Annotated in this window: 13 protein-coding genes; 7 read left to right on the top strand and 6 right to left on the bottom strand. The window is 71.4% G+C overall.

Annotation, left to right across the window (positions count from 1 at the left end; genetic code table 11):
* Nucleotides 1-152 precede the first annotated feature (152 nt).
* Entirely contained in the window at nucleotides 153-1,025 is an 873-nt protein-coding gene (locus B2J89_RS19095) for a gamma-glutamyl-gamma-aminobutyrate hydrolase family protein (protein ID WP_169170504.1), read from the top strand.
* A 107-nt stretch (nucleotides 1,026-1,132) separates the two neighbouring features.
* Here the strand turns inward: B2J89_RS19095 and B2J89_RS19090 are convergent, their stop codons facing one another.
* The gene (locus B2J89_RS19090) at nucleotides 1,133-2,041 is read right to left on the bottom strand and encodes a LysR family transcriptional regulator (RefSeq protein WP_169170503.1); all 909 of its coding nucleotides are present in this window, start codon (nucleotides 2,039-2,041) and stop codon (nucleotides 1,133-1,135) included.
* A 117-nt stretch (nucleotides 2,042-2,158) separates the two neighbouring features.
* On the opposite strand from B2J89_RS19090, the gene B2J89_RS19085 reads away from it, so the two are divergent.
* The 6 genes from B2J89_RS19085 (at nucleotide 2,159) to B2J89_RS19060 (ending at nucleotide 6,674) form a co-directional block, all read left to right on the top strand.
* Complete coding sequence (locus B2J89_RS19085) at nucleotides 2,159-3,064, top strand: amidohydrolase (protein ID WP_169170502.1); 906 nt, start codon at nucleotides 2,159-2,161, stop codon at nucleotides 3,062-3,064.
* Between the two features lie 20 nt (nucleotides 3,065-3,084).
* A complete protein-coding gene (locus B2J89_RS19080) occupies nucleotides 3,085-3,915 on the top strand; it encodes an SDR family NAD(P)-dependent oxidoreductase (RefSeq protein WP_169170501.1) in 831 nt (276 codons plus the stop codon).
* A gap of 38 nt (nucleotides 3,916-3,953) precedes the next feature.
* On the top strand, nucleotides 3,954-4,931 hold the full coding sequence (locus B2J89_RS19075) for a tripartite tricarboxylate transporter substrate binding protein (protein WP_169170500.1): 978 nt from the start codon (nucleotides 3,954-3,956) through the stop codon (nucleotides 4,929-4,931).
* A 14-nt stretch (nucleotides 4,932-4,945) separates the two neighbouring features.
* Entirely contained in the window at nucleotides 4,946-5,464 is a 519-nt protein-coding gene (locus B2J89_RS19070) for a carboxymuconolactone decarboxylase family protein (protein WP_169170499.1), read from the top strand.
* Complete coding sequence (locus B2J89_RS19065; RefSeq protein ID WP_206042718.1) at nucleotides 5,464-6,102, top strand: hypothetical protein; 639 nt, start codon at nucleotides 5,464-5,466, stop codon at nucleotides 6,100-6,102. The genes B2J89_RS19070 and B2J89_RS19065 overlap by 1 nt, the downstream gene beginning before the upstream one ends.
* Before the next feature lie 107 nt (nucleotides 6,103-6,209).
* On the top strand, nucleotides 6,210-6,674 hold the full coding sequence (locus B2J89_RS19060) for a universal stress protein (RefSeq protein ID WP_169170498.1): 465 nt from the start codon (nucleotides 6,210-6,212) through the stop codon (nucleotides 6,672-6,674).
* 27 nt (nucleotides 6,675-6,701) lie between these two features.
* Here the strand turns inward: B2J89_RS19060 and B2J89_RS19055 are convergent, their stop codons facing one another.
* The 5 genes from B2J89_RS19055 to B2J89_RS19035 form a co-directional block, all read right to left on the bottom strand.
* Nucleotides 6,702-7,172 (bottom strand): peptidylprolyl isomerase, encoded by a 471-nt coding sequence (locus B2J89_RS19055; protein WP_169170497.1) that lies wholly within the window; start codon nucleotides 7,170-7,172, stop codon nucleotides 6,702-6,704.
* Between the two features lie 65 nt (nucleotides 7,173-7,237).
* Complete coding sequence (locus B2J89_RS19050; protein WP_169170496.1) at nucleotides 7,238-8,269, bottom strand: pirin family protein; 1,032 nt, start codon at nucleotides 8,267-8,269, stop codon at nucleotides 7,238-7,240.
* Nucleotides 8,270-8,542: 273 nt separating this feature from the next.
* Nucleotides 8,543-11,380: a PAS domain S-box protein gene (locus B2J89_RS19045; RefSeq protein WP_371809103.1), complete on the bottom strand. Its 2,838-nt coding sequence runs from the start codon at nucleotides 11,378-11,380 to the stop codon at nucleotides 8,543-8,545.
* Nucleotides 11,381-11,557: 177 nt separating this feature from the next.
* Nucleotides 11,558-11,809, bottom strand: a complete 252-nt coding sequence (locus tag B2J89_RS19040) for a hypothetical protein (RefSeq protein WP_169170494.1) — start codon at nucleotides 11,807-11,809, stop codon at nucleotides 11,558-11,560.
* A 128-nt stretch (nucleotides 11,810-11,937) separates the two neighbouring features.
* A partial coding sequence (locus tag B2J89_RS19035; RefSeq protein WP_169170493.1) for a DUF1439 domain-containing protein occupies nucleotides 11,938-12,342 on the bottom strand: 405 nt, incomplete at its 5' end.

Genomic DNA, 12,342 nt, shown 5'->3' with positions numbered 1-12,342 from the left:
AAATCATGGACCCGCGGTCCATGCCATCATGCCTGCACCGTACCCGCAGCGCTTGACGCGCGTCAAATGCGGCGGCGGTGCCCCGCACGGGTGCGCGTGAATGCGCGCCGCCTTCCTACAGCCGGGGCGCGCCAGCGGTGCTACAAAGGCGCATGCCCGCTTCCCGTCGCCTCAAGATTGGCCTGTCGGCCTGCTTCCAGCACGCCGATCCCTCCCGCTCCCTGTTCACCGGCAAGACGCTGCAGTACGTCGAGCAGTCCGTCGCGCACTGGATCATGTCGGCCGGCGCCCTGGTCGTGATGGTGCCCTGCCCGACGGGCGAGACGGCGCGCGGCGACGTCACGCTGGCGCACTACGCCGACTGGCTCGACGGCGTCGTCATGCACGGCGGCGCCGACGTCTGGCCCGGCAGCTACGGCGAGGCGCCGCTGCGCGCGGCCTGGGAGGGCGACCGCGTGCGCGACCTCTACGACCTGGCCGTGGTCGAGGCCTTTGCCCAGGCCGGCAAGCCGATCTTCGGCATCTGCCGCGGGCTGCAGCTGATCAACGTGGCCTTTGGCGGCTCGCTCTACCAGGACATCGAGACGCAGCGCCCCGGCGCGCTGCAGCACCGCAACGCCAGCACCTACGACCAGAATTTCCACGATGTGGAGTTCGTTCCCGGCTCGCGCCTGGCACAGCTCTACCCGGGGGTGCGGCGCGCACGCGTCAACAGCATCCACCACCAGGGCATCAAGCGGCTGGCGCCGGATTTCGAGATCGAGGCCTTCAGCCACCCCGACGTCGTGCCCGAGGCCATCCGCCGCCGCGCCGCCCCGGGGCGCGGCTACATCGCCGCCACCCAGTGGCACCCCGAGTTCCACCGGCTCGGCGCCGACACGCTCGACGACACTGCGATCCTCAACGACTTCCTGGCCGCCTGCAGCGCCGCCAAGGTGCGCCCGCCTCCGCCCGGCCGGAGTCCGCTGCACATCCGCGACCGCGCCACGCGCCTGCTGCGCCAGGCGCTGCTGCGGCGCCACTGAGCGGCTCGGAGTTTTGTGTCTTTTTGGCCTCCAGCCCTTACTGGAAAAGCGCCAGAAGCTATTGAAACGGGAGCACACGACAGCGGTCGGCCCGGCACCGGGCCGGGCTACGCGCCCGCCAGGGGCTCGGCGTCGCCGAAATGCTGCTGCACCAGCGTGCGCAGCAGCTGGCTGGCGTAGCGGCTGAGCTGCGTGCCGGGGCGCGCCTTTGGCACCGCGAGCACCAGGCGGTTGCGGATCGCCGGCGCCACCATCGCGGCCACGTGCAGCGTCTGCGGGTAGATCCAGGCGCGCGTGGCGCTCAGCGGCAGCACCGTGTCGGCCACGCCGCGCGCCACCAGCGACAGCACGGTCTGCACCGAATCGACCTCGGCCACCATCTTCAGCTGCATGCCGCGCGGGCGCGTGTAGCTCTCGAGCAGCTGGCGCAGCGCGTGCGGGCCGCGCGGCATGACCAGGCTGCGCTGCGCCACCGCGGCCAGGCGCACCTTGGCCGGCAGCGGCTCGGTGCTGATCAGCACCATGGGCTCGCGCACCAGGGTTTCGGTCTGCAGCTGGGGCGAGTGCGGCGGGTCGAACAGCACCGCCAGGTCCACGCGTCCGGCCACCAGCCACTCGCGCAGGCGCAGGCTCAGGTTCTCCTCGACCGTGATCGCGGCGTCGGGGAACTGCTGCAGGAAACCCTGCACCAGGTCGGCCGTGAGCACGTGCGCCACACGCGGCGGCAGGCCGATGGTCAGGCGCCCGCGCGGGCTGCGCTGGCGCTCGGCCATGTCGGCGCGGGCCTGCGCGGTCAGCTCGAAGATGGCGCGCGCGTGGACCAGCAGGGCCTCTCCCGAGTCAGTGGGCATGGCGCCGCGCCCCGTGCGCTCGAGCAGCCGCTGGCCCAGTTCCTCTTCGAGCAGCAGCACCTGGCGGCTCAGCGCGGGCTGCGACAGGTGCAGCGCGGCCGCGGCGCGGCTGAAGCTGCCGGCCTCGGCCACGGCGACGAAATACTGCAAGCGCGTCAGGTCCATCGAAGCTCCAGGAAGGTGCATGGCCATGCATTTTACGGATAGCTGGTATAGACCGACGGCAGAACGCGGAACGCCGATCGCGGCCCACAATCGGCCATCGATTTTCTGCCGCCCGCGATGACACCCGACACCCAGCCCCCCGTTCTGACCTACCTGCCCAAGCCGAGCACACCGGCGCTGGCCTTGCCGGCGGGCGCCTGCGACAGTCACGTGCATGTGTTCGGCCCCGCCGCCGAGTTCCCTTACGCCGCATCGCGCGGCTTCACGCCGGCCGACGCCGGCAAGCAGACGCTGTTCGCGCTGCACCGCCAGATGGGCATTGCGCGCTGCGTGATCGTGCAGTCGGCCGTCCACGGCTTCGACAACCGCGTGGTCGAAGACGCCATCGCCGCCGGTGGCGGCCACTACCTGGGCGTGGCCCTGGTGCCCGCGGCCGTGAGCGACGCCGAGCTGCTGCGCCTGGCCGAGGCCGGGTTTCGCGGCGTCCGCTTCAACTTCATGAAGCACCTGGCCGCGTCGGCCAGCGTGGAAGACATCGTCGCCCTCACGCCGCGCCTGGCCGCCGTGGGCATGCACCTGCAGGTGCACTTCGAGAGCAGCCTGGTGCACAGCCTGGGCCCCGTGCTCCAGCGCAGCGCCGTGCCGGTGGTGATCGACCACATGGGCCGCGTCGACGCCACGCAGGGCGCGGAGCACCCCGACTTCGCGGCGCTCGAGCAGCTGCTGCTCGGCGACGCGCGCTTCTACGTCAAGGTCAGCGGCATCGACCGCATCGACCCGGCCCCGCCCTACGCCCACGGCATCGCGCTGGCGCGCCGCCTCGTCGCGGCCGTCCCCGAGCGCTGCCTGTGGGGCACCGACTGGCCGCACCCCAACCATACCCACGTGCCCGACGACGGCCATCTGGTCGACAGCCTGGCGGCCATCGCGCCCACGCCCGCCGCGCTGCAGGCGCTACTGGTGGACAACCCGCAAAAACTCTACCGCTTCGGCGCCCCGCGCGCCGCCGTTCCCGTCCTTTGATGCACTGCCGAGACCTTGCCATGACCTTCGATGCCTCCACCCCCGTCAACCCCCAGGGCCGCCTGGCCGGCAAATCGGTCTTCGTGACCGGCGCCGGCTCGGTCGGCAGCGGCTGGGGCAATGGCCGCGCCATTGCCGTGCGCTTTGCGCAAGAGGGCGCGCACGTGTTCGGCGTCGACCGCGACGCCGACCGCCTGGCCGAAACCGCCGCGCTGATCGCCCAGGCCGGCGGCCGCTTCGCCGCCGGTGCCTGCGACGTGACGAGCAGCGCGTCCATCGCCGCCGCCATCGCTGCCTGCGTGGCCGAGTTCGGCCGCCTCGACGTGCTGGTGAACAACGTCGGCGGCTCGGCCAAGGGCGGCCCGGTCGAGATGAGCGAAGAGGTGTGGGACGCGCAGATCGACCACAACCTCAAGAGCGTGTTCCTGACCTGCAAGCACGCGCTGCCGCACATGCTGGCGCAGGGCAGCGGCAACGTCATCAACATCTCGTCGACCTCGGGCCTGCGCTGGACCGGCGCGGCGCAGATCGCCTATGCCGCGACCAAGGCCGGCGTGATCCAGTTCTCGCGCGTGCTCGCCGTGCAGTACGCGCAGCAGGGCATCCGCGCCAACACCGTGGTGCCGGGCCAGCTGCACACGCCCATGGTCGAGGTGCGCCTGGCCGGCCAGCGCGCGGGCGGCGACGTCGAGGCGCTGCTGCGCGAGCGCCAGGCCCGCATTCCGCTGCCCTTCATGGGCGACGGGCGCGACACCGCGAACGCCGCGCTGTACCTGGCCTGCGACGAATCGCGCTTTGTCACCGGCACCGAGATCGTGGTCGACGGCGGCATGTCCGTGCGCTGCGGCTGAACGCTTTTTTCTTCCCCTCACCCCCATAGGAGACACCCATGACTTCCATGCACCTTGCGCGCCGCGCCGTGGCCCTGGGCCTGGCGGCCGCCGCGCTGGCCGTGTCGGGCGCCGCCCTCGCCCAGCCCAAGACGACGCGCCTCATCGTCGCGTTTCCGCCCGGCGGCCCGGTGGACTTCGTGGCGCGCACGCTCTCCGAGCAACTGGGCAAGGAGCTGGGCCACACCGTGATCGTCGAGAACAAGGCCGGCGCCAACGGCGCCATCGCGGCCGACTTCGTCTCGCGCGCGGCGCCCGACGCGCAGACCCTGTGGCTCACCAGCGTGGGGGCCGTGGCCATCAACCCGGCCCTGTACCCCAAGCTGTCGTACAAGCCGGCCACCGACCTCACGCCCGTGTCCCTGGTGGTCAACAACGTCGAGGTGCTGGTGGTCAATGCCAAGGCGCCCTACCCCAGCGGCGCCGAGTTCGTCGAGGCCGCCCGCCGCGCCACGGCCCCGCTGACCATGGCCTCGTCGGGCACCGGCAGCGTGCCGCACCTGGCGATGGAGCTGCTCAACGAGCACGCCCAGATCAAGCTCATGCACGTCCCCTACAAAGGCGCGGCACCGGCCATCACCGACGTGATCGCGGGCCACGTCGACGGCTTCTTCGGCGACATCCCGGGCCTCGTCGGCCACATCGCGGCCGGCAAGCTCAAGCCCATCGGCCTGGCCGCCGCCAAGCGCCACCCGCGCTTTCCCGACGTGAAGACCTTTGCCGAGATGGGCATCCCCGGCGTGGACTCGGACAACTGGTACGCGCTGTTTGCCGCCAAGGGCACGCCCGCGGCCGACGCCGAGCGCGTCAGCCAGGCCGTGCGCCGCGCGCTCGCCACGCCCGCCATCAAGGCCAAGCTCGAAGCCTCGGGCGCCGAAGTGGCGGGCTCGACCCCGGCCGAACTCGCCAAGGTGCTGGCCAGCGACAGCGACAAATGGGCCCGCGTCGTGCGCGCCAACAATGTGACCCCCGACTGACCGAGAAACCCCTGATGAGAATCGACCCCATCCTGCCGGGCACGCGCCCGGAACTGGCTGCGCAAGAGGCGCAGATCCTGGCCGAACGCGGCCGCATCTCGGTGCTGTACCAGGCGCTGCTCAACAGCCCGCCGATCGCCCACGGCTGGGAGCAGATGCTCTCGGCCGTGCGCAACCGCAGCAGCCTCGACGCGGGCCTGCGCGAGCTGGTGATCCTGCGCGTGGCGGTGCTCAACCGCGCGCCCTACGAGTTCGATGCGCATGTGCCGCACGCGCTCAAGGCCGGCACGTCGCAGGCGGCCATCGACGCCACGCGCAGCCCCGCGCTGCCGGCCGATGCGCCCTGGACGCCGGCCGAGCGCGTGGCGCTGCAGCTGACCGACGCCATGACGCGCGACATCGACGTGCCCGACGCCCTGTTCGAGCAGGTGCGCGCGCACTTTGATGCGCAGGGCCAAGTGGACCTGTGCGCCACCATCGGCGCCTACAACATGGTGTCGCGTTTTCTCGTCGCCTTGCAGATCGGACATTGATGCAGCCCCACGCCCACCCCACCGACTTTCTGCTGCTGCAGATCGGCTGGCCCGAAACCAGCGCGGCCGATGCCGCCCAGGCCGAACAGGCGACCGGCACCGTCCAGGCGGCGCTGGCGCACAGCCCGCTGGGCCTGCGCGTGCAGCGCAGTGCCTGGTCGCCTGCGCTGCGCAGTGCCTACCTGTACTGCGCGCTGGCGCAGCGCACCGCGCTCGCCGCCGCCGACCTGGCGCCGCTGCAGGCCACGCTCGAAAGCGCCCTGCCCGGTGCGTGCGAGGTCCTGCTGTCGCGGCTGGAGCTGGTGTTCGAGCGCGCCGGCCATTCGAGCGGCGCGGTGCCGACGGCGCACTATGTCGTAGAGATGGACCCCGAGGACGGCTGGATGCCCGAGATTGCGCGCTGGTACGACGGCGAGCACATGCCCGGCCTGGCTGCCGTGCCCGGCTGCATCCACGCGCGGCGCCTGCTCAACCACGATCACGGCCCGCTGTCGCTGGCCTGTTACGACCTGGTCACCGCAGAAGCCCTGGGCTCGCCCGCCTGGCTGGCGGTGCGCGCCACGGCCTGGAGCGACACCACGCGCCCGCATTTCACCAACACCCAACGCACCATGTTCCGGGCCCTGGCAGCGCCCTGAGCCCGCCGGCCGCACCCGCCGCGCCGCACGCGGCAGTGGTGCCGGCGCCGCAAAGAAGGCAAACTCTCCCCGCCCCACCGCCACATCCGGGGCCCAAGGAGACCGCCATGTACCAACGCATCCTGGTGCCGATCGACGGCAGCCCCACCTCCCTGCAGGGCCTGGCAGAGGCCATACGCCTGGCAAGCCTCACGGGCGGCCAGCTGCGCCTGCTGCACATGGTGGACGCACTGTCGCTGACCCTGGGCATGGGCGCCTATGGCGCCTTCAGCGGCGACGTCTATGACGCGCTGCAGAAAGAGGGCCAGAAAATCCTGCAGGACGGCCACCAGCAGGCGCTGGCGGAAGGGATCGCGGCGGACACGGCCATGGAGGAAGGCGTGCGCAGCCGCCTGGCCGACCTGGTGCTGGAGCAGGTGAAAAAGTGGCCGGCAGACCTGGTGGTGCTGGGCACGCACGGGCGGCGCGGCGTGGGCCGCATGCTGCTGGGCAGCGATGCCGAGCAGGTGGTGCGCACCTGCCCCGTGCCGGTGCTGCTGGTGCGCGGCTCGGACGCCGTGGCGCCGGACTGAAGCCCCTCGGCCGCCGCGCCCGCGGCTTCAGTGGTGGTGGCCGTGCTCGCCGTGCACGTGGCGGTGGGTGACCTCTTCGGCCGAGGCGGCGCGCACCGCCACCACCTTGCAGGCAAAGCGCAGCGCCTGCCCGGCCAGCGGGTGGTTGCCGTCCAGGTGCACCTCGGGGCCCTTGATCTTGACGACGTGGAAGACCTGCGGCTGCCCGTCTTCGCCCACGCCCTGCAGCTGGCCGCCGACCTTCACGCCGGGCGGGAACTCGCTCTTGGGGATGGTGCGCGCGAGCGCCTCGTCGCGCGCACCAAAGGCGTCCTCGGCCGAAAGGTCGAGCGTGGTGGCAAAGCCTGCGGCCTGGCCTTCGAGCGCGGCCTCGACCTTGGGGAAGATGTTCTCGTAGCCGCCGTGCAGGTAGGCCAGCTTGCCCGCGTCGAGCGGCTTGCCCTGCGGGCTGGTGACGGTGTAGGCCAGGGTGACGGCGGTGTCTTTGGTGATGTTCATGCAGCGTGATCTCTGTCGGAACCGGGCCCCGCGCGGGCCCGGAAAATGGCAGCCGGTATTGTCGCTCAGGCGCCCGGCACCTCGTCCTCGGTCTGCCCGGGGTAGCGCGCAAAGCGCCGCGGCGCGCTGCCGTGCACCGGGTCGGCCTGCGGCCAGGGCCAGCCGCCGAACTGGGTGCGGCGGTAGTCCTGCAGCGCCTGGGCAATCTCCTGCTGCGTGTTCATGACGAAGGGGCCGTACTGCACCACCGGCTCGCCAATCGGGCGGCCCTGCAGCAGCAGGCATTCCACCGGCGTCCCGCCGGTGTTGACCAGCGGCAGGTCCTGCCCGGCCGCAAGCTCCAGCGCGGCGTGCGCATGCACCGCTTCGCTGCCGATGCGCAGGCCTTCGCCGGCAAAGAAGTACAGCATGCGGCGCGTGCCCTGGCCCTGCGCGGCCGGCAGCGGCCATTGCGCGCCCGGCGCCAGGTGCAGCGTCCAGATCGCCACATCGGAGCCGGGGTGCGCGGCCCACGACTCGGGCGGCGGCGCCAGCGGCGGCGGGGCGCCGGGCAGCGCGCCGGCCACCACCGTGACGGTCGTGGCGCGGCCCTGCGCGTCGTGGTGCACCAAGCGCGGAATGCGCTCGTTCCACAGCATGGTGAAGTGCGGCTCCACCAACTTCTGGCGCGCCGGCAGGTTCAGCCAGACCTGGAACAGCTCCAGCGGATTGGGCGCGGCATCGTTGAGCAGCGGGAACATTTCCGAGTGCTGGATGCCCTTGCCCGCCGTGACCCACTGCACATCGCCGCCGCCAAAGCGCGCGGCCGCGCCGAGCGAGTCGGAGTGGTCGATCAGGCCGCGCCGCACCAACGTGACGGTTTCAAAGCCCCGGTGCGGGTGGCCCGGGAAGCCGGGCACGGTGTCGCCGTGGTACATGCTCCAGCCGTCCTTGCGGCTGAAGTCGCTGCCGATGGCGCGGCCTTCCAGCGCCACCGCCGGCGCCATGGCGCCGTTGCCCGCGGGATAGGCGTCGTCGTGGTGGGCACAAAACAGAAACGGATCGAGCGTGGGCCACAGCGGGCCGAGCGGCTCGGCGTGCAGGATGGGAGAGGTCATGGCAAGGCTCCTGGGAGTGAAATCGCCGCCGCGCAGGTGCGGCGGCCAAGCGGCGGGTACAGCCCCAGATGGGCGCCGGGGGCACAAAAGAAAAGGGCCGGCACTGGAACAGTGTGTTGCAGCCGCGCCTGCGCGGCGCCCCGCTCCGGGCGCCTTGTTTTTATGCCAAAAGCGGCGAAAACGCAGGCCCAGTCAGCGCTGGCAGCTCTCTTTTTTGATAGCGCAGCCGCATGGCCCTGCGCCCCGCCGCGGCCGGCGCGGGGCGCGGCCGTCTCAGTGCGCTGGCAGCGCATCGCGGCCCGTGGCCGGCGCGCGTTGTTGGTAGGCCAGCACGTGGCGGATCTTGCGGGCCAGCGCGTCCTGCGTGTAGGGCTTGCCCAGCAGATCGACGCCCGCGTCGAGCCGCCCGCCGTGCACGATGGCGTCCTGCGCGTAGCCCGAGGTGAACAGCACGGCCAGGTGCGGCAGGCGTTCGCGCGCGCGGCGCGCGAGCTCGGGGCTGCGCAGGCTGCCGGGCATGACGACATCGGTGAACAGCAGGTCGATCGGCACGCCCGAGTCGACGATGGCCAGCGCAGAGGCCGCATCGCGCGCCTGCAGCACCTGGTAGCCCAGCTGCTGCAGCAGCTCGACCACGGTGGCGCGCACGCCCTCGTCGTCCTCGGCCACCAGGATGGTCTCGCTGCCGCCGGTCCCTTCCTGCGCCGGCGCCGCCAGCGCGGGGGCCTCGTCGTCGAGGCTGCGCGGCAGGAACAGCTTGACGGTCGTGCCCTGGCCGAGTTCGCTCAGCACCTTGACATGCCCGCCCGACTGCTTGGCGAAGCCGTAGACCATCGACAGCCCCAGGCCCGTGCCCTTGCCTTCGGACTTGGTCGAGAAGAACGGCTCGAAGGCCTTGAGCAGCACCTCGGGCGCCATGCCGCTGCCGGTGTCGGTGACGGCCAGCAGCACGTACTGCCCCGCCGCCAGGTCGGGATGCTCGTGCACATCGGCCTCGTCGAGCACGGCATTGCTCGCCTCGATGGTCAGCCGCCCGCTGCCGTTCATTGCGTCGCGCGCATTGAAGGCCAGGTTCAAGAGCGCGTTTTCCACCTGCGTCGGGTCGACCAGCGAATTCCACAGCCCCTCGGCCACCACGGTCTCGATCGCGATGTTCTCGCCCAGCGTGCGGCGCAGCAGCTCCTCGAGGCCGGTGACAAAGCGCCCGAGGTTGACGGTCGTGGGCGCGAGCGGCTGGCGGCGCGAGAACGCCAGCAGCTGGTCGGCCAGCTTGGCGGCGCGGCGCACGGCGGCGAGCGCGCTTTTCACATAGCCCTGGGGCTTCTCCTGCCCGGCCACCGCGCGCCCGAGCAGCTGCAGGTTGCCCGAGATCACCTGCAGCAGGTTGTTGAAGTCGTGCGCCACGCCACCCGTGAGCTGGCCGATGCTCTCCATCTTCTGCGCCTGGTGCAGCGCCGCCTCGGTGCGCTTGAGCGCCTGCGCGGCCTCGCGGTCCGCGGTCACGTCGCGCCCGACGGCGTGGACGAAACCCACTTCGGGCACCGCCGTCCACACCAGCAGACGGTAGTTGCCGTCCTGGCACCGGTAGCGGGTTTCAAAGCGGAAGGTGGTGATGCCCTGCGCCAGCTTGGCCATTTCCGCGTGGGTGGCTTGCAGGTCGTCGGGGTGCACGAACTCGAGGAAGTTGCGCCCCACCAGATCGGCCTGCGGCCAGCCCAGCAGCGTCGTCCAGGCCGGGTTGACCGAGACCATGCTGCCCTCCAGGTCGCACACCAGCATGACGTCGGTCGAGAGGCGCCACATGCGGTCGCGGTCGGCGGTGCGCGCGGCAATCTGCTGCTCGAGGTGGTCGTTGAGGTGCGCCAGCGCCCGGGTGGTGCGCTTTTGCTCGTCGATGTCGGTGTTGGTGCCCACCCAGCGCGTGATGCGCCCCGCGGCATCCCGGATGGCCTGCGCGCGCGCGATGTGCCAGCGGTAGGCGCCATCGGCGCGGCGCAGGCGGAACTCGACCTCGTAGGGCGTGCCGGCACGCACCGCGCCGCTCCAGTGGCGCAGCGCCGCGGGCAGGTCGTCGGAGTGCACCAGGGTCTTCCAACCGCCCCCCTGCAGCGCGGGCAAGGGCAGGCCGCTGTACTGCGTGACGATGCCGTTGAACCAGTCGAGCGCGCCATCGGGCCCGGCGGCCCAGACGTGGTTGGGCATGGCCTGGGCAAATTCGCGCAGTTGCCGCTCGTTGGCACGCACCGCGGCCTCGGCCTGCACGCGCGCGGTCACGTCGGCGCCTTCGACAAAGATGCCGATCACCTGGTCGTTCTCGCCGCGCACCGGCTGGTAGACGAGGTCGACATAGCGCTGCTCGGGCGCGGCGTTCGGGATGCGCTGCAGCAGCGCTGGCATGGACTGCGCAAAAAAGGCCTCGCCGCTGGCAAAGACCTGGTCGAGCCGCTCGAAAAACCCCTGGCCTTCGACGTCGGGCACCGCCGTGCGCACCGGTTTGCCCATCACATCGCGGTGGCCGATGAGCTGCATGAAAGCCGGGTTGGCCATGTCAAACACATGCTCGGGCCCGTGCAGCATGGCCATGAAGCCCGGGGCCTGGGCAAACATGCGGTGCAGGCGTTCGCGCTCGCTGCTCACGCGGCGCTGGGCGCGCACTTTGGCGGTGGTCTCGATGACGATGGCCAGCACGCCGGCGGGGACGCCCCGGGCGTCCAGAATGGGCGAGTAGTCAAGGTCGGTCCATAGCTGCTCGCTCTGGCCGGTGCGGTGCAGCCAGAACTCCCGGTCCTTGTACGACAGCGTCTCGCCCGCGAGGCATTTCTCCAGCACCTGGTGGTTGAAGTCGCTGACCTCGGGCCAGGCCTGGCGCACTGGCTGGCCCAGGATCGCGGGGTGGCGGTCGCCCGAGAACGCCGCGTAGCCGTCGTTGTAGATCAGCACGCCTGCGGGGCCCCAGAGCATCACCATCGGCACCTTCGAGCGCAGCATCAGCGCGATCGGCGCGGTCATATCCACGGGCCAGTCCTGCAATGGCCCCAGGGCCGTGGCGCTCCAGTCGAACGCCGCCACCAGTGCGGCCATGCGCCCGCCCGCCACGAGAAAAGGCGGCACGGAACCGCTACCGTGGAAATTGCTGGATTTTGTAACGTCGTGCATACGCACCTTTATAGCCCCTGCCCGCCCACCGCGTGCGGCCGGGCGAAGTGGGCGCGTGCCCAACGCATGAATTCGGGGCCGCGCTGCGGGTGCTGCGGGCGCCGCCGCGGGCCTGGTGCGCGGGAGCGGCCTTCAGCGGCCCACCACCGACCAGCCCGCCTGCTGGTTGGTCTTGTCGTTCTCGTACTCCCAGGCCGTGCCGCAGCGGTCGCACACGTAGCGCGTGATGGTGACCTCGCCGTGGTCGCGTTCTTCCTTGCGGTTGCCGCGCTGCACCAGCTCGGCATGGCCGGGCGCACGGCGCCAGTTGCGCTGGATGCCGGCGCACGCGTCGCACAGCTCCATCTTCTTGAGTTCGCTCTGTCGAGCCAGGTCCTTGGTCATGGTGGGATGTGGAGGGTGAGGGATGGAAGGGTGCGCGCCCGGCGCTGCCAGGCGTGGCGCGGGGGGCTACTGTAACGAAGCCGGCGGCCCCGCGCCGGTCTCAGGGCCAACCTCGGCTGCCGGCCCGCTCAGGGCTGCTTGCTGACCAGCTCGACCACCAGGCCGCGCTCCGTCACCGTCATGCGCCCGGGCTGCAGGCCCAGGCTGTCGGCGAGCGCCAGGTCCTTGGGCTGGAACTGGTGCAGCACCACCTCGCGCAGCGCCTGCTGTGCCAGCTGCGGCGCCAGGCCGCTGAGCAGCTGCGCGGCCTGCGCGGGCAGGCCGTCGAACTGCAGCGCATGCACCTGCAGCTCGTAGGCGCGCACCGTGTGGTCGCTTGGCTCGTAGCGCAGCGCAAAGTCCAGGTCCAGCGTGCCGTCGTAGGTGCGGCGCAGCGCCGCGCCCTGGGCCTGCAGCGCGACCACGGCGTTGATGCGGTTGCGCTCGGGCCGCAGCGCCAGGCGCGGCGCCTGCAGGTTCAGCTCGACCAGGCC

Source organism: Acidovorax sp. SRB_24 (assembly GCF_012931925.1).
This window is presented reverse-complemented; position numbering and strand designations above follow the sequence as displayed.